This is a genomic window from Streptomyces chlorus (genome assembly GCF_042655885.1).
GTDB classification, from domain to species: Bacteria; Actinomycetota; Actinomycetes; order Streptomycetales; family Streptomycetaceae; genus Streptomyces; species Streptomyces chlorus.
The window spans coordinates 62256-83626 of the sequence record NZ_JBHSOA010000074.1; the positions used below are offsets into that span (position 1 = coordinate 62256).

16 protein-coding genes and 1 pseudogene are annotated in these 21371 nt (G+C 71.6%); 6 read left to right on the forward strand and 11 right to left on the reverse strand.

Annotation, left to right across the window (positions count from 1 at the left end):
* Window positions 1-137 precede the first annotated feature (137 nt).
* The gene (locus ACFPZI_RS29295; protein WP_381369205.1) at window positions 138-938 is read left to right on the forward strand and encodes a sugar phosphate isomerase/epimerase family protein; all 801 of its coding nucleotides are present in this window, start codon (window positions 138-140) and stop codon (window positions 936-938) included.
* Between the two features lie 174 nt (window positions 939-1112).
* Here ACFPZI_RS29295 and ACFPZI_RS29300 read toward each other — a convergent pair whose 3' ends face one another.
* On the reverse strand, window positions 1113-2102 hold the full coding sequence (locus tag ACFPZI_RS29300; protein ID WP_381369208.1) for an EamA family transporter: 990 nt from the start codon (window positions 2100-2102) through the stop codon (window positions 1113-1115).
* 90 nt (window positions 2103-2192) lie between these two features.
* Between ACFPZI_RS29300 and ACFPZI_RS29305 the strand changes: the two genes are divergently transcribed.
* Window positions 2193-3128, forward strand: coding sequence for a LysR family transcriptional regulator (locus ACFPZI_RS29305; RefSeq protein ID WP_381369211.1), 936 nt, complete (start codon window positions 2193-2195; stop codon window positions 3126-3128).
* Window positions 3129-3478: 350 nt separating this feature from the next.
* Window positions 3479-3770, forward strand: a pseudogene (locus ACFPZI_RS29310) (hypothetical protein); the annotation flags it as partial.
* 102 nt (window positions 3771-3872) lie between these two features.
* On the opposite strand, the gene ACFPZI_RS29315 reads toward ACFPZI_RS29310, so the two are convergent.
* The gene (locus ACFPZI_RS29315) at window positions 3873-5162 is read right to left on the reverse strand and encodes a VanZ family protein (protein ID WP_381369214.1); all 1290 of its coding nucleotides are present in this window, start codon (window positions 5160-5162) and stop codon (window positions 3873-3875) included.
* A gap of 455 nt (window positions 5163-5617) precedes the next feature.
* Here ACFPZI_RS29315 and ACFPZI_RS29320 point away from each other — a divergent pair, with 455 nt between their 5' ends.
* Together ACFPZI_RS29320 and ACFPZI_RS29325 are read left to right on the forward strand one after the other, a co-directional pair.
* Window positions 5618-7573, forward strand: coding sequence for a glycoside hydrolase family 3 protein (locus ACFPZI_RS29320; RefSeq protein WP_381369217.1), 1956 nt, complete (start codon window positions 5618-5620; stop codon window positions 7571-7573).
* 165 nt (window positions 7574-7738) lie between these two features.
* Complete coding sequence (locus ACFPZI_RS29325; protein WP_381369220.1) at window positions 7739-8392, forward strand: hypothetical protein; 654 nt, start codon at window positions 7739-7741, stop codon at window positions 8390-8392.
* Between the two features lie 62 nt (window positions 8393-8454).
* Here the strand turns inward: ACFPZI_RS29325 and ACFPZI_RS29330 are convergent, their stop codons facing one another.
* The 3 genes from ACFPZI_RS29330 to ACFPZI_RS29340 form a co-directional block, all read right to left on the reverse strand.
* Window positions 8455-9897, reverse strand: a complete 1443-nt coding sequence (locus tag ACFPZI_RS29330; protein ID WP_381369223.1) for a S28 family serine protease — start codon at window positions 9895-9897, stop codon at window positions 8455-8457.
* Window positions 9898-10043: 146 nt separating this feature from the next.
* Entirely contained in the window at window positions 10044-10430 is a 387-nt protein-coding gene (locus ACFPZI_RS29335; RefSeq protein WP_381369226.1) for a hypothetical protein, read from the reverse strand.
* Window positions 10431-10660: 230 nt separating this feature from the next.
* Complete coding sequence (locus ACFPZI_RS29340) at window positions 10661-14392, reverse strand: ABC transporter ATP-binding protein (protein WP_381369229.1); 3732 nt, start codon at window positions 14390-14392, stop codon at window positions 10661-10663.
* A 238-nt stretch (window positions 14393-14630) separates the two neighbouring features.
* On the opposite strand from ACFPZI_RS29340, the gene ACFPZI_RS29345 reads away from it, so the two are divergent.
* The gene (locus ACFPZI_RS29345) at window positions 14631-15470 is read left to right on the forward strand and encodes an endonuclease I family protein (protein ID WP_381369232.1); all 840 of its coding nucleotides are present in this window, start codon (window positions 14631-14633) and stop codon (window positions 15468-15470) included.
* A 141-nt stretch (window positions 15471-15611) separates the two neighbouring features.
* Here the strand turns inward: ACFPZI_RS29345 and ACFPZI_RS29350 are convergent, their stop codons facing one another.
* The 6 genes from ACFPZI_RS29350 to speB form a co-directional block, all read right to left on the reverse strand.
* Window positions 15612-16166: a GNAT family N-acetyltransferase gene (locus ACFPZI_RS29350; protein WP_381369234.1), complete on the reverse strand. Its 555-nt coding sequence runs from the start codon at window positions 16164-16166 to the stop codon at window positions 15612-15614.
* A 107-nt stretch (window positions 16167-16273) separates the two neighbouring features.
* Window positions 16274-16684 carry a VOC family protein gene (locus ACFPZI_RS29355; protein ID WP_381369237.1) on the reverse strand — a complete coding sequence of 137 codons (411 nt, stop codon included), beginning with the start codon at window positions 16682-16684 and terminating at the stop codon, window positions 16274-16276.
* Between the two features lie 95 nt (window positions 16685-16779).
* Window positions 16780-17172 (reverse strand): helix-turn-helix domain-containing protein, encoded by a 393-nt coding sequence (locus ACFPZI_RS29360; RefSeq protein WP_381369240.1) that lies wholly within the window; start codon window positions 17170-17172, stop codon window positions 16780-16782.
* Window positions 17173-17222: 50 nt separating this feature from the next.
* Window positions 17223-18563 (reverse strand): MFS transporter, encoded by a 1341-nt coding sequence (locus ACFPZI_RS29365; RefSeq protein ID WP_381369243.1) that lies wholly within the window; start codon window positions 18561-18563, stop codon window positions 17223-17225.
* Window positions 18564-18642: 79 nt separating this feature from the next.
* Window positions 18643-20328, reverse strand: coding sequence for a thiamine pyrophosphate-binding protein (locus ACFPZI_RS29370; protein ID WP_381369246.1), 1686 nt, complete (start codon window positions 20326-20328; stop codon window positions 18643-18645).
* Window positions 20325-21305, reverse strand: a complete 981-nt coding sequence (speB, locus tag ACFPZI_RS29375; protein ID WP_381369249.1) for an agmatinase — start codon at window positions 21303-21305, stop codon at window positions 20325-20327. Before speB ends, ACFPZI_RS29370 begins: the two co-directional genes overlap by 4 nt.
* Window positions 21306-21371: the final 66 nt, after the last annotated feature.

Consider the following 21371-nt stretch of genomic DNA (forward strand, 5'->3'; position numbering starts at 1 on the left):
CCCCGCACGGGGGCGCCGCCCGCCTCGGGCGGCCGGCGCCCTCGCCTCTCGCTCCACCCCCTCGCCCCGAACCCGTGCGCGACACCGGAGCGACGAGGAGGAGTCAGCGCCACGGGTCCCGGGTAGGGTCCGTGCTCATGAAGCTGGCGTTCTCCACCCTCGGTGTCCCCGGCCTTCCTATGGCCGACGTACTGCGCCTCGCGACCGCGCACGGCTATCACGGCGTCGAGCTGCGCGCCCACCCCGAGGAACCGGTTCATACAGGCCTCGCCCCCGCCGAACGGACCGAGGTCGCCGCCGAGTTCAAGGAGGCCGGCATCGAGATCCTGGGCGTCGCGGGCTACCCCAAGGTCGCCGCGCCGGGCGAGGACGAGGCCGTCATCGCCGAGATCCGCGCCCTGCTCGCTCTCGCCCGCGACCTCGGCGCCCCCTACATCAGGGTCTTCCCGGGCGGTTCACCCGACCAGACTCCCGAGGAGGCCGACGCGACGGCCGCCCGGCGGCTGGGCACGGCCGCCGAGTACGCGGCCGACCTCGGCGTCCGCATCCTGCTGGAGACCCACGACTCCCACCGCACCGGCGCCGACGCGATGCGGATCCTCGGCCTCGTGGGACACCGCCAGGTGGGCGCCCTCTGGGACGTGATGCACACCTGGCTGGGCGGCGAGCAGCCCGCGGAGAGCTACGCGGCCCTCTCCCCCCACCTCGGCTACGTCCAGGTCAAGGACATCGCCTCCGCCGAGGACACCACCCCGCTCCTCCTCGGTGAGGGCATCCTCCCGCTGGCCGACTGCGTGGAGATCCTCTCCCGCCACAGCTGGGACGGCTGGCTCTGCTGGGAGTACGAGAAGCGCTGGTACGAGAAGGCCGCTCCCCTCCCCGACCTCCTCACCCCCGGCCGCGCCCACCTCTCCCGCCTCCTCAACGACTCGGCGTGACCGGCTGCCGGTGACCGGCCGGCCGGGGCGCTCCCCCGGCGGGGGCATGCTCCCCGGCCGACGGGTCCGCCCATGTCCCCGGCAGGGCCGCCCGTCTCCCCGGCAGGGCCGGGCGCCCTTCCCGGTCAACGGACCGTCCACCCCGCCGGCGGGTCCGCCCACGTCCCCGGCGGGTCAGTTCGCCTTCCCGGCAAGGCCGGGCCGCCTTCCCCGGCCGACGGCCCCGTCCGCCCCGTCGACGGAACCGTCCACGTCCACGGCGGCCCCGCCCGCCTCGTCGGCGGACGGCTTCCCCAGGCCGGCCCGCCGGGTCCGCCCGCCGAACGACGCGAGGGCCACCCCGCCCACCAGCAGCGCCGCCGCGCACCACCGCAGCGGGGACACCGGCTCGCCCAGGAAGAGGGCGGCCGACGACATCCCGAAGACCGGCACCAGCAGGGAGAACGGCGCCACCGTCGACGCGGGGTGACGGCGCAGCAGCCATCCCCAGGCCCCGAAGCCGAACACGGTGGCGCCCCAGGCGACGTACAGCAGCGCTCCCACCCCTCCCATGTCCAGCGCGCCCAGCGCCTCCAGGTCCCGCGACGGGCCCTCCAGGAGCAGCGAGAGCGCCAGCAGCGGCAGTACCGGCACCGTGCTCACCCACACCATGAAGTTCAGGGCGTCGGCGGGCGCGGCCCTGCGGGTCAGCACGTTCGACACGCCCCAGCAGGCGGCCGCGGCGATGACCAGGGCGAACGCTCCCAGGGGGCCCGAGGCACCCTCGTCGACGGCGGCGACGCCGATCCCGGCCAGGGCCACCGCCATGCCCACCAGCCGGATGCGCACGGGCCGTTCGCCGAGGAGCAGGAACGCGAACAGGGCCGTGAACACCGCCTGGATCTGGAGTACCAGGGAGGACAGTCCGGCCGGCATGCCCGCGTCCATGCCGACGAACAGCAGCCCGAACTTGGCCACCCCGAGCGCGAGGCCCACCCCCACGATCCACTTCCACGCCACCTTCGGGCGCCCCACCAGGAAGACCGCGGGGACCGCCGCCACGAGGAAGCGCAGCGCGGAGAACAGCAGCGGCGGGAAGTGGTCGAGGCCGATCTCGATGACGACGAAGTTCACGCCCCAGACGGCGGCGACGAGAACGGCGAGCAGGACGTGGGAAGGACGCATACGTAGAGGATCACCGCCCACGACCCTTCAGCACCAGCGATGATTCCTGCATGGTGGGATGAAGCACCGCTTACCGATCGGGGAGCCGTCATGCTCGACCTCCAGCGACTGCGCGCCCTGCACGCCGTGTCCGTGCACGGCACCGTCGGGGCCGCCGCCGCGGCGCTCGGCTACACCTCCTCCGCCGTCTCCCAGCAGATCGCCAAGCTGGAGCGGGAGACCAGGACCATGCTGCTGGAGCGGGAGGGCCGGGGCGTGCGCCTGACCGACGCGGCGTACCACCTCGTCGCCACCGCGCAGGAGTTGCTGGCGATCGTGGAGCGGGCCGAGACCGAGCTGGAGGAGCGGCGCGGGGTGCCGTCCGGGCGGCTGACCATCGCCGCCTTCGCGTCGGCGGCGCGCGGACTGATGCCGCCCGTACTGGCCGACCTGGCGCGGCGGCATCCCGCGCTCGACACCCGGCTGACCGAGATCGACCCGCACCTGTCCGTGGACCTGGTCGCCAAGGGCGCGGTCGATCTCGTCGTCGCGCACGACTGGGACATCGCGCCGCTGCCCGCCCCGGCGGGCGTGGAGCAGGCGGTCATCGGGGACGACCTGTGCGATCTGCTGGTGCCGCTCGGGCATCCGTTCGCGGAGCGCGGCACGCCGGTACGGCGCGAGGAGTTGGGCGGCGAGCGGTGGATCTGCCAGCCGCCGGGACGGGTCTGCCACGAGTGGCTGGTCCGCACCCTGCGGACCGCCGGGCACGAGCCGGACATCGTGCACCAGGCGGACGAGAACCCGACCCTGGTCGCCCTGGTCGCGGCCGGGCTCGGCATCGCCCTGATCCCGCGGCTCGGGCGCGGTCCGCTGCCCGACGGGGTGGTGGAGGTCCCGCTCGACCCGCTGCCCGTACGGCATCTGTACGCGCTGTGGCGGGGCGGCGCGGCCCGCCGTCCGGCGATCGCGGAGACCGTCCGCACCCTGCGCGCCCACTGGCCCGCCGTCTCGGCGCACCGACCCCCCGTGCCCCAGGCGCCCTAATCACCCCAGTCACCCCAGTCATCCCAGGTCCGAACGTCCGCCCCAATCCGAGATTTCCGCCCGTACCCGGGAACCCCGGCCCGTCCCCTCCCGTCCAATGCACGGACTGCCGGAGAAGTCTCCGCGGTGCGGTGTCGGCCACTCGCCACTGACTGCGATCGCCGACCCACCCTCTCCGCCGCGCCGCGGCCGGCAGCACCGCCGCCATCGGCGCGCCCCCTCCCAAAGCGCCGATGGCGGCGCCGGGGTGGGGAACATCGGCGTCGAAACGGGTGCCGAGCCTTCCGGGGCCCGGTGCCGCGGGACGACGGAGCCGCTTCACGCCTCCCGAGCCGTCCTGAACCGCGGCTCGCGGTGGCCGGCAGTACGGACAACGGGCCGTCGTGGAGCAAGTCGGCATCACGCCCGCCTATCGGTAGGTCGCCGAGGCCGTCGACCTCCTGACGGTCCTCGCGCCCCCTGGCCGACGCCGTCCGCACCGTGTCGACGAAGGCCCGTCTGCTTCTGGACGGCACGCTCCTGCCGAACGTCCGCATCACCTACCGGTACCGCTGGGAGGCCCTTTCCACAGGCCAGGAGGCCGTCAACCGGTCCCACGCGAAGATCCGCGCACTCGTCGAGCAGGCCGTCCCCACCCTGCGTCCGACCGGCTCGGACCGATGACGGAAAAGCCGCATCGCGAGTTCAAGCACGGCTTGGGCTTGCCCGCCTCCGAAACCCGCCCATGAATGACCTCCTCATGTCTCACTCCTGACGTTCGACCGGCGTTCCGGAGATTGCGTCCAGGTAAACGACCGTACCGTCTCCTTCGTCTGCTTGAACACCTTTAGGGAGCAGGTTCACTATCCATACGGGACGCCATTGCTCGTATACCTTCTGCGCTATGAGAAATGTTTCGCCAGCCGTGAAACCGGGGCTCATCTCCTCGGCTCGCCGCTGCGCTTCTTCATGAGCGATTTCAGGATCTTCCAGTGCCGGATCGGGTTCCGGACGGGCGGTCACCGACATGATGCGGCCGGCCGAGGAGACAGTGATGTCCAGGCGCATCGGCATCAGCACTTCATCCCTGTAGCGGCGATAGCTCAGGATGTAGGGGCCTTTACTCGTGCCGTCGCCCAGCTGGTCGAAAGTTGCCTCACTGCCTTTGACTTCTTCCGCGTACCAGCCTCGAGCAAATCCTTCGCCCGCTTTTTTGACGTCGCCCGGAGACAGGCTTCCTTCGTCATCACGATTGTTGTACGAGGAGGCAGAAATCAGCTTCTTCTCAGGCCAGACAAGCGTGAGGCTTCCTTGGTCGGTGCTTACGTCCACCCGGGTGGGGACGTCCGCGAAACCCTCGCGCAGCTGCACTTTCACCACCGTGGCGTCAGGCCCGTACAGGTCGGCCGCCGCTCGACGGCCCCATTCCTCCTGCTCCGCTGTCGGTGCGACGACTCCCGCCCCACCGGCCACACTGGGAACGGCGAAGTGGAAGGTCGCGGTCAGGGCAACCGTGGTCAGTATCAGCAGGCCGCCGCCCATAAGGCCGTCCCGCCGCATGAGCGGCCAACGACCCTGCCGAGCCCGCAGCCACACCGTCCCCAGCACGGTGCCCAGGAAGCCGCCTGCGCAATTCATCAGCAGGTCCTCGTGGCTGCAGGCACGGCCGAGGGGAAGCAGCGCCTGCAGGAGCTCGACCGTTCCGGTCAGCGCGATTCCCCCGGTCAGCACAGCGAGCGGCCGGCGGAAGAGAAGCACGCCGAAAAGGCCCAGGGGAACGAAGAGCAGAATGTTCAGCCGACCGGACGTGGTGGTGACCATGCCCCGAACCGAAGGGCCCGCGTTGCAGGACACCGAAGCGAGCGTGTCTCCGGCGCCGCCGGGCAGCAGAGTGACGACCAGCACCGCCACCAAGGAGGCGGTCCACAGACTGGCCGCCGCCACCGGCCAGTTCCTTGCACGTGCCAGGAGGGCTGCGCACCCTCCAAAGAGGAGCACGGAGACGAGGAGCACCGGAATGAGGCCCGGCAAGGCCGAAATTGACGCTTCGATCATGAGAAGGATTTCCTTTGCCGCACTTTGACATAACACGACGGTGGCGGCACCTCAGAAGTTCCCCCACCATTTCAAGGTGAGCTGTGACTCATCGGTTGGTCAGCACGGGTTCAGGGCGGGGAACTTCGGCGCCAGGGACGGCTGCTGCTGCGACAACAACAGCAATGCCGCCGCAGGATACGGCGCTTCATGCCGGGGCCCTCCTGCGGTGCGGCGGGGGTGGACGGAGTCCCCAGCCCCGTGGCACGAACCCTGAAGCGGTGGCGGCTGTCTCCACGGGCCGAACCCTGGCGGCCGACGGAACCGTGGCACCGCCTCTGACGCCACCTGCCCCACCCCGACGGCTGTGCCCCCTCGTGCACACCCTTGACTGGCAGAAACTTCCCGGATATTGGTGACCCCTTGGAAGTTTCCTTCAGCGGATCCCCCGTGGATCACCTCCCAAAGGAGCGCACGTGCCCGACAGCAGCACGGGAAGCACAGGGAACACAGAGAACGCGGAGACGGCGGAGCACCCGGTGGATCCGGTGAACGCGGTGAACGCGGGAAGCACGGGGAGCGCCGCGCGTCCGTCCAGACGTACGGTCCTCGCCGCGACGACGGCGGTCACCACCGTCCTCGCCGCCGGCGCCGCCACCGGGGCCACCGGGGCCACCGCGCACGCGGCCGGCACCTCCGGCATCCCCTCGACCCCCGCCTCCCCCGACGACCGGAAACTCCGTGCCCTCGTCTCCCGGATGAGCCTGGAGGAGAAGGTCGGCCAGCTTTTCGTGATGCGGGTCTACGGCCACTCCGCCACCGAACCCGACCAGGCGGACATCGACGCCAACCTCAAGGAGATCGGCGTGCGCACCGCCGCCGAACTGCTGGAGAAGTACCGGGTCGGCGGCATCATCTACTTCACCTGGGCGCACAACACCCGCGATCCGCACCAGATCGCGAGCCTCTCCAACGGCATCCAGAAGGCGGCCCTCGGCCTGCCGCGCGGGCTGCCGGTGCTTATCTCCACCGACCAGGAGCACGGCATCGTCGCCCGCGTCGGCGAGCCGGCGACCCTGTTCCCCGGCGCGATGGCCGTCGGCGCGGGCGGTTCCCGCTCCGACGCGCGCGACCTCGGCAGGATCGCGGGGCGCGAGCTGCGCGCCCTGGGAATCCGTCAGGACTACGCCCCGGTGGCCGACGTGAACGTCAACCCGGCCAACCCGGTCATCGGCGTACGGTCCTTCGGGTCCGAACCGGAGGCGGTGGCGCGGCTGGTGGCCGCCGAGGTCGCCGGGTTCCAGCAGTCGGGGGTCGCCGCGACCGCCAAGCACTTCCCCGGGCACGGCGACACCGCCGTCGACAGCCACACCGGCTTCCCGGTGATCACCCACAGCCGGGAGCAGTGGGAGCGGCTGGACGCGCCGCCGTTCCGGGCGGCGATCGCCGCGGGCATCGACTCGATCATGACGGCCCATCTGATGGTCCCGGCACTCGACGACTCCGACGATCCGGCCACCCTCTCGCGCCCGATCCTCACCGGCATCCTCCGCGAGGAGCTGGGCTACGACGGGGTCGTGGTCACCGACTCCCTCGGCATGGAGGGCGTGCGGACGAAGTACGGCGACGACCGGGTGCCGGTGCTGGCTCTGAAGGCGGGCGTGGACCAACTGCTCAACCCGCCCTCCCTGGACGTGGCGTGGAACGCCGTCCTGAAGGCCGTCCGGGACGGCGAGCTGACCGAGGCGCGGCTCGACGAATCGATCCTGCGCGTGCTGCGCCTGAAAGCGAAACTGGGCCTGTTCAAGGACCCGTACGCCTCCCCGGACGGCGTGGACCGCAGGGTCGGTACGCGCGCGCACCGGGCGGCGGCCGACCGGATCGCCGAACGGACCACCACCCTGCTGGTCAACGAGGGCCGCGTGCTGCCCCTGTCCCGGCGTCGCCGGCCGAAGCTGCTGGTCGTGGGCGCCGACCCTGCCTCCCCGTCCGGCACGACGGGACCGCCGACCGAGGTGCTGGCGGACGCGCTGAACGAGCTGGGCTTCACCGCCACCGCCCTGTCCACCGGTACGGCACCGTCCGCGGCAACGATCGACCGGGCCGTGACCGCCGCGCGGGAGGCGGACGCCGTGGTCGTCGGGACGTACAACGTGACGGCGTCCTCCAGCCAGCGGACCCTGGTCGAGCGACTCCTGGCGACCGGCAGGCCGGTGGTCGCGGTGGCGATCCGCAACCCGTATGACGTGGCCCACCTGCCCGCCGTACCGGCGTACCTGGCGACCTACTCCTGGACCGACGTCGAACTGCGGGCGGCGGCCCGGGTGATCGCGGGCCGGGTGGAGCCGCGCGGGACGCTGCCGGTGCCGGTGCAGCGGGCGGACGACCCGGCGGCGGTGCTGTACCCGGTCGGGCACGGGCTGAGGTACTGACCACGGCATCCGGGTTTCCCGCACCCGGGTAGCCGTTGGACGTAGCGCCCGTACGCCACACACCGGACGCATCCTCACCACCATGCGCAAAGCATGACGTATGTCTGGTGTGACCCGCTGTGGCGGGTCACGCTGGACGAGGGTGTTCGGGGGAGGGTGACGCACGTGAGAAGTTTCCTGGGGGCGGTGTGCGCGCTCGCCGTGCTGGCCACGGCCCTGACGACCGGCTGCCAGAGCGCACCCGGCGGCGCCGAGAAGAGCGGCCGCCCGGGCGAGCGGCGGACGGCGTCCGTGTCATCGGCTCCGGCTCCGGAGCCGGAGCCGACCTCGGGCTACGGGGCGGTGTTCCTCGCGATCGACGAGTGCAGTTCGTTCGGCCGGACCAGTTTCACCGAGGTGCCGTGCACCGGCGAACGGGCGGCGGCCCGGGTCGTCGCCCGCCACGACGGAACCGTCCGGGACGGGCCGCGCTGCCCCGCCACCACGGACTTCGTCCTGCACATCAGCGAGCAGCACCCCGCGTCCGACGAGGACGGCGACGGGGCGGTGCCGCGCGGCTACGCCTGCATGCGCAACCTCCAGCCCCCGCACCCGGGCGATCCCGGCGGCGGGGGCGGACCTCGCACCATCGTCGGCGACTGCGTGCGCGGGCTGGACGACGGTCAGGTCCGCGAGACGGCCTGCGACGGCGAGGGGCAGCAGCGGCCGGAGTACAGGGTGACCGAGGCCGTGGACGCCAGGTCCCAGTGCCCGGCGTCCACGACCCTCTATGTCCGGCTCGGCGGCAGCTCACCGGTGGGCTGCGCCAGTCCGGTGTGAGCGGCGGCCGCTCCTGTCATACGTTCGCCACCGCTGCTCCCACCGGTGCAGCACCATTGTTCCTACCGGTGCAGCGCCGGCTCCCGCTGGATGTCCCGCACGTCCAGCTTGCGGTCGAACTTCGCCAGCGGCTTCGCCTCGGCCGGGTTCTCCTTGACCGCGCTCGGCGCGACGCCCGCCCAGTCGAGGATGCGGGCCGTGGCGAGCGCCTTCTCCTTGTCGACCAGCCCGGCCACGTTGGCACCGTGGTTCATGCCGGGGGCGGTCAGCACGTACGCGTCGCGCGCGCCCTTGCCGAGCCGGAAGGGCTCGGCACCCCACGGGTCGTTCTCGCCGTAGACGAACAGCATCTGCCGGGCGTTGTTCCGTACCCAGGTGTCGACGTCCCGCATGGCCCGGGGTTCGAACGACATCGGGATCGAGCGGGGCACGAAGGTGCGCGGCGGCTGGTAGCCGTAGCGGATGTACTTCTTCTCGATGTGCGGGAAGCCGATCGTCGGCGCACCGAGCTGCGTACCGGCCTGGTAGTAGTACGGCGTGTACGGGCTGAGGCCCTGGTCCGTGTAGAACGAGAAGCCGGAGATCGTGTCGATCGAGGTCCATATCTCGTCGTCGGTGGCGTTCTTGGCGTCGGCCGGGATCTGCTCGCAGTCCTGCACCGTGCTGTACTGCCAGAAGCCCCACACGTAGTCGAGGACGACGGCCTCGTACGCCCGGTCCGCGCTGCCGACGGTGTCGAAGGTGTAGCCGTTCGCGGCGGCGTACGCCTCGTACTTCTTCTCCAGCGGCGCCCGGCGGACCAGCGCCTCGCGCTGCACCGCGTTCAGCCGGTTGCGGCACTCCTTGGTGCCGACCTTCGCGAAGAAGCGGTCGTAGGCGGAGTCCTCTTTGTTCACCACGTCGTTGGGGGCGACGTAGGCGACGACGCCGTCCATGTCACGCGGGTAGAAGCGCTCGTAGTACGTGGCGGTCATGCCGCCCTTGGAGCCGCCGGTGGAGATCCAGTTCTCCGAGTAGATCCCCTTCAGCGCCTTGTGGATACGGTGCTGGTCGCTCGCGGCCTGCCAGATGTCCAGTGTGGACCAGTCGGCCGGGTCCGGGCGGGACGGGGTGAAGAAGCGGTACTCCATGGAGACCTGGTTGCCGTCCACGATCTGGGTCGGCTCGCTGCGGCGGGGCGTCGTCGAGACGTTGTAGCCGCCGGTGAAGAAGACGGTCGGCCGCGCGACGTCCTTGTGCAGCACGGTGATCCGCTGCTGGAAGGTGCCCTTGGAGGGCCTGCGGTGATCGACCGGCTGGGTGTAGTTGAGGACGAAGAAGCGGTACCCGGTGTAGGGCTTCTCCTCGACCAGGCTCATGCCCGGGACGGAGAGCAGTCTCTCCTTGATGTCGGTGCCGGCGGTGACGTCGGTCTCGGCGGCGGTGGCGGCGGTGGCCGCGCTCGCCGCACTCACCGTGCCGATCAGCATCGTGAGCGTCAGCAGCCATCTGAGCGCCTTGCGCATGCACACTCCCCTGTCAAACAGATGTGGCCGGGAAACTAGCCGACCAACTCGCCCCAGCACTAGGGGACATGGGGATACCCCTCGGTACAGAGAGGGGCAAAGGCCTTACGTGGGACGGAAATTCCGACTCGGTCCCGGGCGCGCGCTCAGCACAGGATCCAGCCGGAGCTGACCGACCCGCCGGCCGCCCTGCCCCTCACCCACACGCAGCGGCGTCCGGCGTGCACGGTCACCGGGCCGGCGTGGTACTTGTAGTGGCCCTCGTCGACCACCGGCCGGCCGCCGCGCGCCCGGATGCTCACCGACATCTTCCGCTTGGTGCCGGGCTTCTTGGTGAGGGTGACGGCGCAGAGGTAGCCGCCGCGCTTGTAGACGACGACCGAGCCGGTGGAGAACGGCAGGGTGCGCATCTTGCGTCCGGGGCAGTGCGCCGAGGCCTGTGCGTCGCCCGGCGCGGCGACCACCAGCAGCCCCGCCGTGGTCAGCACCGCCAGGCCGAGCGCGAGTCGCCGGTGTATCGCTCCACTTCCCACTGCCGTTCCTCCCCGTACCGGATCACGTCGCATCGAAGCCCGCGCCGCATCGAAGCCCGCACCGCCCGCACCGCACCTGCCGCGACCGACGGCGTACAGGTGTACGGACGCACGGCGTACGCCGGATGGTTGCCCACCCGCCTTCCCGCCCCCTGCGCACGCCCCACGTACGCCCCGCGCCCGTGCCCCGATCCGGCGGGCACGTGCCGCGTCACGCCCTCGGGCTCACCTCACCGCCCCGCGCCGACCGGCTCCTCCGGTTCGGCCTCTCCGACGAAGGTCCGCCACAGCGCGGCGTACCGCCCTTCCTGGGCCAGCAGCTCGTCGTGCGTGCCGTCCTCGGCGACCCGGCCGTGGTCCATGACGACCACCCGGTCGGCGCGGGCGGCGGTGGTCAGCCGGTGCGCGACCACCAGCGTCGTACGCCGTCCCGCCAGCCGGTCGGTCGCCTGGTTGACCTGGGCCTCGGTGGCCAGGTCGAGCGCGGCCGTGGCCTCGTCGAGCAGCAGGATGTCGGGGTCGACGAGTTCGGCGCGGGCCAGCGCGATCAGCTGGCGCTGTCCGGCGGAGAGGTTCCGGCCGCGCTCGGCGACCTCGTGCAGGTAGCCGCCCTCCAGCGTGGCGATCATCTCGTGGGCCCCGACCGCGCGGGCCGCCGCCTCGACCTCGGCGTCGGTGGCGTCCGGGCGGCCGTAGGCGATGGCGTCGCGGACCGTGCCGGGGAAGAGGTAGGCCTCCTGCGGGACCACGCCGAGCCGGTGCCGGTAGGCGGTGATGTCGAGGTCCCTGAGGTCGGTGCCGTCGACGGTGACCCTGCCCCCGGTCGGGTCGTAGAACCGGGCCACCAGCTTGACCAGGGTGGACTTCCCGGCACCGGTCTCGCCGACGAACGCGACGGTCTGCCCGGCGGGGATGCGCAGGTCGATGCCGCTGAGCGCCTCCTCCTCGTCCCCGTAGGCGAAGCACACGTCCTCGAAGACGACCTGGCCGTGCAGGGAAGGCACGTCGAGCGGTGTCGCGGCGTCTTCGGTGGACGCCGGTTCCCGGAGCAGTTCCTGGATACGGCCCAGGGAGACGGACGCCTGCTGGTAGCCGTCGAAGACCTGGGAGAGCTGCTGCACCGGGGCGAAGAACAGGTCGATGTAGAGCAGGTACGCGACCAGCGCGCCCGCCGTCAGCGTCCCGTTGTCCACCCTGTTCCCGCCCACGACGAGGACCGCCGCCGCTGCCGACGACGCCAGGAACTGCACGAACGGGAAGTACACCGAGATCAGCCACTGGCCCCGGATACGGGCGGCCCGGTAGCTGTCGCTGCGCTCGGCGAACCGCCGGTTGCCCAGCAGCTCGCGCCCGAAGGCCTGCACGATCCGCAGCCCGGACATCGACTCCTGGAGGTCGGCGTTGACCGCCGACACCCGCTCCCGGGCCAGTTCGTACGCCTTCACACTGGCCCGGCGGAAGAAGTACGTGGCGATGATCAGCGGGGGCAGTGTGGTGAAGACGATCAGGGCGAGCTGCACGTCGATCACCAGCAGGGCGACCATGATGCCGAAGAAGGTGACCACCGAGACGAACGCGGTGACCAGGCCCGTCTGCAGGAACGTCGACAGCGCGTCCACGTCGGTGGTCATCCGGGTCATGATCCGGCCGGTCAGCTCGCGCTCGTAGTAGTCGAGGCCGAGCCGCTGGAGCTGGGCGAAGATCTTCAGCCGCAGCGAGTACAGCACGCGTTCGCCGGTGCGTCCGGTCATCCGGATCTCACCGGTCTGCGCCGCCCACTGGACGACCACCGCGAGCAGGGCGAGGAGGGCCGACGCCCAGACCGCGCCGAGGACGGCCCGGGTGACACCGGCGTCGATGCCGTGCCGGATCAGCACCGGCAGCATCAGGCCCGCTCCGGCGTCCACGGCGACGAGCGCGAGGCTGAGGAGAAGGGGCCGGCGGAAGCCGCGCAGAAGGCGGCGCAGCCCGTAGGACTCCTCCGGCCGCACGGCCCGGCGCTCGTCGATGTCGGGGACGTCGACCGCCGGGGGCAGCGCCGCGACCTGGGCGAGCAGTTCGGGGGTGGCCGGGCTGCCGGCCAGGGCGGTGTCCTTGGGCTCGCGGTCGCCGGTCCACAGGCGGGGGGTGACCTCGCGTTCGGCGTCGAACTCGGCGTCCAGCTCCGCACGGACCGTGGTGTCGGCGGTGTCGTCCTGGTGGAGGACGGCGGGCGGGGTGTGGCCCGGGGAGACGCCGCCCAGCTCGTCGGGGTCGGTGAGCAGCCGGCGGTAGAGGGCGGAGCGCCGCTGGAGCTCCTCGTGGGTGCCTAGGTCGGCGAGCCGGCCGCCGTCGAGGACGGCGATGCGGTCGGCGAGGTTGAGGGTGGAGCGACGGTGCGCGATCAGCAGCGTGGTGCGACCGCGCATGACCTCGGCCAGTGCCTCGTGGATCTCGTGCTCGACGCGGGCGTCCACGGCGGAGGTGGCATCGTCGAGCACCAGCAGGCGCGGGTCGGTGAGGAGGGCGCGGGCGAGCGCGACGCGCTGGCGCTGGCCGCCGGAGAGGGTCAGTCCGTGCTCGCCGACGGTGGTGTCGTAGCCGTCGGGCAGCTCGGTGATGAACCGGTCGGCCTGGGCCGCGCGGGCGGCGGCCACGACCTGTTCCTCGGTCGCGTCCGGGCGGCCGTACGCGATGTTGGCGCGCACCGTGTCGGAGAAGAGGAAGGAGTCCTCCGGTACCAGCCCGATCGCGGCCCGCAGCGACTCGGTGGTCAGCTCGCGCACGTCGTGCCCGCCGACGAGGACGGCGCCGCCGGTGACGTCGTAGAAGCGCGGCAGGAGCAGCGAGACGGTGGACTTGCCGGAGCCGGAGGCGCCGACGACGGCGAGGGTCTCGCCGGCCCCGATCTCGAAGGAGAGGCCGTTCAGGACGGGGCGCTCAGGGTCGTAGCCGAAGGAGACGTCGTCGAACTCGACGGTCGCGGGGGCGTCGGCGGGAAGCTCCTTGGTGCCGTCGGCGATGGACGGCTCGGTGTCGATCAGTTCCAGGACCCGCTCGGTGCCCGCCCGTGCCTGCTGGCCGACGGTCAGCACGACGGCGAGCATCCTGACCGGGCCGACGAGCTGGGCGAGGTAGGTGGAGAACGCGACGAACGTGCCCAGCGTGATGTGGCCCTGCACGGCGAGCCAGCCGCCGAGCGCGAGCATCGCCACCTGGCCGAGGGCGGGGACGGCCTGGAGGGCCGGGGTGTACCGGGAGTTCAGCCGGATGGTGCGCAGCCGCCCGGCGAACAGCCGCCGGCCGACCTCGCGCAGCTTCCCCGTCTCCTGCTCCTCCTGCCCGAAGCCCTTCACCACGCGCACCCCGCTGACGGCACCGTCGACCACGCCGGCGACGGCGGCCGCCTGGGCCTGCGCGTACCAGGTGGACGGGTGCAGCCGGGTGCGGCTGCGCCTGGCGATCCACCACAGGGCGGGGGCGACGGCGAGGGCGACGGCCGTGAGCGGCAGCGACAGCGACGCCATGATCACGAGGGAGAGCAGGAACAGCAGGATGTTGCCGATGGTCATCGGCAGCATGAAGAGCAGGCCCTGGATCAGCTGGAGGTCGCTGGTGGCCCGCCCGACGACCTGCCCGGTGGACAGCTCGTCCTGACGGCGGCCGTCGAGCCGGGTGATCGTCCCGTACATCTCCGTCCGCAGGTCGTACTGGACGTGCAGGGCGAGCCGGCCGCCGTAGTAGCGGCGGACGTAGGTGAGGGCGTAGACCACGGCCGCGGCACCGATCAGAGCACCCGCCCAGGGGGCCATGGCGCGACTGTGGTCGCCGATCACGTCGTCGATGATCACCTTGGTGACCAGCGGGACCAGCGCCATCACGGCCATGCCGCCGAGGGAGGAGCCCAGGGCCAGGACGACGTCCTTGGGGTGCCGCCACGCGTACGCGGCCAGTCGCCGTGCCCATCCCTGTTGCGGTGTCACGCGGGTGCCCTCCGGTCGTCCTGATCCGGTCCTGATCTGGTCCTGATCTACCGGAAGGCATCAACGCGCATCGAAGCGGATTTCATCCCTCCGCAACATTCGGGGCGGCCGACGCCGGGGAGGGGTGCCCCTCCCCAAGGACGTCACGCGATCGACACGTCATGTACATTCCTGCAACCTCATGCACATGTCACGATGCGAAGACCCTCGTTCAACTCGCGTAGATCGGACACCCCCCATGCTCGCGATACGCATGCGCACCGGACGCCGGAAGGCACTGGCCTTCGCCACTGCCGCCGCCCTCACCGCCCTCGCCGTTCCCGCCCTGACCGCGACCCCCGCCACGGCCACAAGCACGGGCGCAACCACGGCGACGGCCACGACCGCGGACTACGACTCGACGTACTACAAGAACGCGGTCGGCAAGACGGGGACAGCCCTCAAGTCCTCACTGCACACGATCATCAGCAGCCAGACGAAGCTCTCCTACTCGGCGGTCTGGGACGCGCTGAAGGCCACCGACCAGGACCCGAACAACAGCGGCAACGTGATCCTGCTGTACTCGGGGGTCTCCCGCAGCAAGTCCCTCAACGGCGGGAACACCGGCAACTGGAACCGCGAGCATGTCTGGGCCAAGTCCCACGGCGACTTCGGCACCGCCACGGGCCCCGGCACCGACATCCACCACCTGCGCCCGACGGACGTCCAGGTCAACAGCGTCCGCGGCAACAAGGACTTCGACAACGGGGGCAGCGCGGTCGCGAACGGCGGCGGCAGCCTCACCGACTCCGACTCCTTCGAGCCCCGCAACGCCGTCAAGGGCGACGTGGCCCGCATGATCCTCTACATGGCGGTCCGCTACGAGGGCGGCGACGGCTGGGCCGACCTGGAGCCCAACAACAGCGTCAACAACGGCAGCAACCCGTACATGGGCAAGCTCTCCGTGCTGAAGGCGTGGAACGAGCAGGACCCGCCGGACGCCTTCGAGCAGCGCCGCAACCAGGTCATCCACGACTCCTACCAGCACAACCGCAACCCGTTCATCGACCACCCGGAGTGGGTCGAGGCGATCTGGTAGGCCGGTGACCCCCGTGGTGCTCGGCGCCGCCGCCCCGGGCTCCACGGGCACGCCGCGTCCGGCGCCGGCCCGGTCCAGTAGTGCGCGGCGGCTTCCGCCCTTGCTCGACTGCCACGAGTGGCTGTGACCAGGGCACCACCCTCAAATTGCCGCCGCATAGCACCGGACGGCCACCTTCTGCTCCGGGCTCCACTGCTGTTCGACCGTGGCCAGGAACTGCCAGCCGAGCCGCTCGTACAAAGCTGCCGCCGCGGTGTCGGAAGCCACCACGTCGAGCACAGGATGCAAGTCGCGATCCTTCGCTTCTGCGACAGCCTGCGCCATCAGCAGCGCGCCGATCCCGTGACCGCGGGCCCACGGGGCGACGAACAGGCGGTTGACCACGGCGGTGGCGTCGGTGCCCGTCCCCGTACGAGCGCTCCACAGCCCGGGGGCCGCGTCTCCCGCGGCACTCCGGGACAGGACGACATGCCCGGCGACCCGGCCGTGCAGTTCCGCCACCCACGAGGCGACGAGCGAGGGCGGCGTCAGCCATGCCGCCGGGAGGCCGGGCCAGTTCACCGGATAGCCGTCGTGCTCGTGAACCTCCCTCAGCACCCGTGCGCAGTCACCGAGGTCGCGGTCGGTCCGCTGCCGGGTGGTCGGGGGCCGGGTGGCCGGGGACTTGTCCGCGCCGGACGCGCTCTCGCTCTTCACCGCTGCAGGGGAACACGGCCCGAACGCCCGCGCCCAGCGGTTTCCCCGGCGGGCAGCTTCCCCACCGGGCTCCGGCCGGGTCCCGCCCGGCGTCCGTTCACCCCGTCTCAGACCTTCGGCTGGGTGAAGCGGATGCGGTTGCCGAAGGGGTCGCGCAGGCCGCAGTCGATTCCGTACGGGCGCTCGGTGGGTTCCTGGGTGAACTCCACGCCCTTCTCCAGCAGCTCCTCGTAGGTCTTGCGGCAGTCGTCCGTGGTGAGGATGAACCAACCGCCCATGGCGCCCTTGGTCACCAGCTCGCGCACCTGCTCCGCCGTCTCCTCCGACATCGCCGGAGCACCTGGCCTCTCCAGGAGGATCTGCCGCTCGGGGTGGCCGGGGACGCCGACGGTCAGCCAGCGCATGAAGCCCATGTCGATGTCGGCGGTGATCTCCAGACCGAGCTTGCCGACGTAGAAGTCGAGGGCCTCGTCCTGGTCGAGGACGTACATCTGTGAGTGCGTGATGGCGTTGAACATGACGCTCACGCTAACGAGTCGGGGGGACGAAAACTTATCCGAAACTGCTCGGTTGCCGGACGCCTGCCGCCTGCCGCCTGCCGCCTGCCGGAAGGTCAGGTACTCGGCCGGGTCCAAGCCATCGTGAAGCAGGTCGGCACGCTCACGGCCGTCGTCTCCTTGCGGTACGTACGCGGTGACCGGCCGACGATGTCGCGGAACGTGCGGCTGAAGGTCCCCGGGCTGCCGAAGCCGACCTCGAAGCCGATGCTCGTCACACTGTGGTCGGTGTCCCGCAGCAGGAACATCGCCCGTTCCACCCGGCGGCGCTGGAGGTAGCGGTGCGGTGTCTCACCGAACGTGGTCCGGAAGGTCCGCGTGAAGTGCGCCGACGACACATGCGCGATGCGTGCCAGGGCGGGGACGTCCATCGGCTGCGCGTAGTCGCGGTCCATCGCGTCCCGCGCCCGGAGCATACGGCGGTTGGTCTCTTCGGTGGCACGGCTCACGGTGCCATCCCATCACGGTCCACCGGCGACCCACCACGCGCGGACCGGCCCTACTCGATCACCGCCTCGGCCCGGGTCGACCGGGCGCGGGCCACGAAGGGCCGGGAGAGGACGGTGACGGTGATGGAGAGGGCGGCCAGGGCGGTGATCGTGGGGCCGGGGCCGAGGTACAGGGCGACGCCGCCGGCGAGCGCGGCTCCGATGCCCTGCCAGGTCATCCGGCCGGCGGACTCCACTCCCTGGACCTGGCCGTGGACCGGGTCCAGGGTCAGCGCGAGAAGCTGTTCCTGGAGCGGCAGGGTGGCGGCGAACCCGGCACCGGCCACGAACACCGCGACCGCCGCCACCCAAGTGGGCGGGCTCGCGGCGAACAGCAGGTACGGCACGGCGAGCAGCAGCCGCAGGGCGAACGCGCAGCGGCGTCGCCGGTCGGCGGTGAGCAGTCGCCCGACGGTCAGGTCTCCGAGGAGCATGCCGGCCGAGCCGGCGGCCAGGAGGACGCCGGCGTGCTCCGGGTCGTAGGAGAGGAACAGCGCCTCGCAGCCGACGATCAGGCCGTTGGGAACCCACAGGTTCAGCAGCAGCGCACGCCTGCCGGGGTGGGAGAAGAGTTCGATGTTGGTCGCCCAGGTCCGGCGCAGTCCGGAGCGCGGGCCGGGGCGGGCGTCGGAGCGGGCGCCGGGGCGGCCCGGATCGGCCGGACGGGTCGAGTACTCCCGGACGGTCGTCGCCACGGCTACCAGCCCGAGTCCGGTCAGGATGGCGGCGACGACGAAGACCTCGTGCGGGCTCAGATACCGCAGCAGCAGGGCGCCGACGGCGAAGCCGAGGACGGCCGTGCCGCCCGAGGTGATGTTCATCAGCGACCGGGCGAGCGCGTACGCGGGGGCCGGCACGACTTCGGCGAGCAGCCCCATCCGCGCTCCGGTGCCGAGGGACTGGAAGAACCCCAGTACCAGGAGGAGCCCGAACCGGGCGGCCAGGGGCAGTCCCGGAATCGCCTGCGCGGCCACGCCCGCCAGGGAGGCGCACTGGAGCGTGACCAGGGTGCGGCGAGGACGCTTCCCGTCCGCGACCGACATCAGTGTCAGTGCGCCGAGCACCGTCGCGAACGTGGCGCCGTACATGCTCACGGCCGTCAGGAACGGGGACCCGGTCCGGTCGTTGACCAGCGTGCCGAGCGCGAAGCCCGACAGGGTGCCCGCGGCGACCGTCAGCGTGAAGCCGACGTACAGGCCGGCGAACTCACGGTTGCGGAGCAGAGCGCGGTAGCCGGTGGCGGGAGGCGCGGCGGGTGGAGAAGCGGACTCGGAAGCGGACGCGGAAGCGGACGCGGAAGGGGACTCGGAAGGGGACTCGGAAGGGGACTCGGAAGCGTCGTCGGAAGGCATGAAAAAAGCCTCCGGATGCACCCGCTGGGCGCCGGAGGCCAACTCGCACAGTTTAACAGCGGGTTCGGCCGGCAGGCGCTCAGTTCAGGTGGGTCGGTGCGAACATCCGCAGGACCGCCGGGAGTACGACCACGGAGGGGCCCGGTGTGGCCAGGGCCGCCGCCAGGTCGCGTTCCAGCGTCTCGGGGGTGGTGCGCACCCCGGGGGCGCCGAAGGACTCGGCCAGGGCCACGTAGTCCGGGCGGGTCAGCTCGGTCGCCGTGGCCTCGCCGTAGGCGTCGGTCATGTACGCGCGCAGGATGCCGTAGCCGCCGTCGTCGACGATCAGCCAGGTGACGTCGAGGTCGTACTGGCGGGCCGTGGCCAGCTCGGCGACGGAGTACAGGGCGCCGCCGTCCCCGGAGACCGCGAGGACCGGGCGGGTGGGGTCGGCGACCGCCGCGCCGAGGGCGGCCGGGAGACCGTACCCGAGGCCGCCGGCGCCCTGGGCGGAGTGCAGGTGGTTGGGGCCCTTGGCGTCGAAGGCGGACCAGGCCCAGTAGGCCAGGATCGTCATGTCCCAGAAGGACGGCGAGTCGGCGGGCAGGGCGCGACGGACGGACGCCAGCACCTCCTGTTCCAGGGTGAGTTCCTGGGACGCGATGCGTTCGGCGACCTTCGACAGGAGCGTGCGGACGCGTTCCGGCGCTGTCGCGTCCTCGCGCGGCTCCACCGTCTCCAGCAGGGCCTGGAGTGCGAGGCGCGCGTCCGCGTGGATGCCGAGCGCCGGGTGGTTGGACTCCAGTTTGCCGAGGTCTGCCTCGATCTGGACGATCCGGCCGCGCGGCGTGAACGTGTGGTAGTTCGAGGAGAGTTCACCGAGACCGGAGCCGACGACCAGCAGGACGTCCGCGTCCTGAAGGAAGTCCGTCGTGTGGCGGTCCTCCAGCCAGGACTGCAACGACAGCGGATGCGTCCAGGGGAAGGCCCCCTTGCCGCCGGGCGTGGTGACGACCGGCGCCCGGAGGCGTTCGGCGAGCTTGCGGAGCTTGCCCGAGGCGTCGGAACGGATCACTCCCCCGCCCGCGATGATCGCGGGGCGCTCCGCGTGCGTCAGCCAGTGGGCGGCGAGGGCGGTCAGTTCGGGGCGCGGGGGCAGTTCGTCGGGGGTGGCGTCCATGGCCGTCACCACCGGCAGGGCAGTCGGGGCGTCCAGCACGTCCTGCGGGATCTCCACCCACACGGGGCCGTGCGGCACCGTGAGCGCCGACTTCCAGGCCGCCGTGAGCGCCGACGGGATCTGGGACGCGGTGCGCACGGTGTGGACGGACTTGACCACGCCCCGGAACGAGGCCGCCTGGTCGGGCAGTTCGTGCAGGTAACCGTGCCGGCCGCCGCCCAGCCCCGCCGTCGGCACCTGGCTGCCGATCGCCAGCACGGGGGCGGACGCGGCGGCGGCCTCCTGGAGCGCGGGCAGCGAGGTCAGCGCGCCCGGCCCGGTCGACAGCAGCAGCGGGGCCGCCTCACCGGTGACGCGGCCGTACGCGTCCGCCGCGAACCCTGCGTTGTTCTCCACCCGCAGGCCGACGTACCTGAGGTCCGAGCGGCGCAGGGCGTCGAACATGCCGAGCGCGTGCTGGCCGGGCAGCCCGAAGACGGTGGTCGCGCCGAGGCCGGCCAGGGTTTCCACGACCAGGTCTCCGCCGGTGCGGCCGGAGGGAGCGTTCAGCGCGGCCTCCGTCTGTGCGGCGGTCGGGCGGAGCACCAGGTCGTGGTCGTGGGTCATTTGCCCTCGTTCTCCTTGCGTGCCTCCGCGATCTGGCGGGACATGATCGTGGTCAGTTCGTACGCCGTGTGGGAGGCGGCGACCGAGGTGATCTCCGCGTGATCGTACGCGGGGGCCACCTCGACGAGGTCCGCCGAGACCAGGTTGCAGGAGGCCAGCCCGCGCAGGATCTCGAGGAGTTCGCGGGAGGTCAGGCCGCCGGCCTCGGGGGTTCCGGTGCCGGGGGCGTGCGCCGGGTCCAGGCAGTCGATGTCGATGGAGATGTACAGCGGGCGGTCGCCGATGCGCTGCCTCAGCTGGTCGGCGACCTCGTCGGCGCCCCGGCGGTAGACGTCCGCCGAGGTGACGATGCCGAAGCCCAGCTTCTCGTCGTCGGTGAGGTCCTGCCTGCCGTAGAGCGGGCCGCGGATGCCGACGTGGGAGAGGGCGGAGGTATCGAGGATGCCTTCCTCCACGGCCCGGCGGAACGGGGTGCCGTGCGTGTACTCGGCGCCGAAGTAGGTGTCCCAGGTGTCCAGGTGGGCGTCGAAGTGGAGCAGCGCGACCGGGCCGTGCTTCTTGGCGACCGAGCGGAGCAGCGGCAGGGCGATGGTGTGGTCGCCGCCGAGGGTCATCAGGCGGGCGCCGGTGCCGAGCAGGTCGTCGGCGGCGGCCTCGACGGTCTCGACGGCCTCGTTGATGTTGAACGGGTTGACGGCGATGTCGCCGCCGTCCGCGACCTGGGCGAGGGCGAAGGGGGAGGCGTCCTGCGCGGGGTTGTAGGGGCGCAGCAGCCGGGACGCCTCACGGATGGCGTTGCCGCCGAAGCGGGCGCCCGGCCGGTAGGAGACGCCCGAGTCGAACGGCACTCCCACCACGGCGATGTCGGTGCGGCCGACCTCGTCGAGCCGGGGCAGCCGGGCGAAGGTCGCGGGGCCCGCGTACCGGGGGACGCGGGACGAGTCGACGGGCCCGCGGGGCGTCTGGTCGCTGCTCATGGGTACTGCCTTCTTTCCTACGCTTCGTCGCGTATGCACTGCCTGCCGCATGACTTTACTGGCGCC

Bases quoted from the DNA above. Each gene is read 5' to 3' on its own strand.
- ACFPZI_RS29365 (WP_381369243.1), bottom strand. From the start codon at position 18,563: ATGCCTTCCGACGACGCTTCCGAGTCCCCTTCCGAGTCCCCTTCCGAG.
- ACFPZI_RS29300 (WP_381369208.1), bottom strand. From the start codon at position 2,102: ATGCGTCCTTCCCACGTCCTGCTCGCCGTTCTCGTCGCCGCCGTCTGG.
- ACFPZI_RS29295 (WP_381369205.1), top strand. From the start codon at position 138: ATGAAGCTGGCGTTCTCCACCCTCGGTGTCCCCGGCCTTCCTATGGCC.
- ACFPZI_RS29330 (WP_381369223.1), bottom strand. From the start codon at position 9,897: ATGCGCAAGGCGCTCAGATGGCTGCTGACGCTCACGATGCTGATCGGC.
- speB (WP_381369249.1), bottom strand. From the start codon at position 21,305: ATGAGCAGCGACCAGACGCCCCGCGGGCCCGTCGACTCGTCCCGCGTC.
- ACFPZI_RS29355 (WP_381369237.1), bottom strand. From the start codon at position 16,684: ATGTTCAACGCCATCACGCACTCACAGATGTACGTCCTCGACCAGGAC.
- ACFPZI_RS29305 (WP_381369211.1), top strand. From the start codon at position 2,193: ATGCTCGACCTCCAGCGACTGCGCGCCCTGCACGCCGTGTCCGTGCAC.
- ACFPZI_RS29315 (WP_381369214.1), bottom strand. From the start codon at position 5,162: ATGATCGAAGCGTCAATTTCGGCCTTGCCGGGCCTCATTCCGGTGCTC.
- ACFPZI_RS29370 (WP_381369246.1), bottom strand. From the start codon at position 20,328: ATGACCCACGACCACGACCTGGTGCTCCGCCCGACCGCCGCACAGACG.
- ACFPZI_RS29345 (WP_381369232.1), top strand. From the start codon at position 14,631: ATGCTCGCGATACGCATGCGCACCGGACGCCGGAAGGCACTGGCCTTC.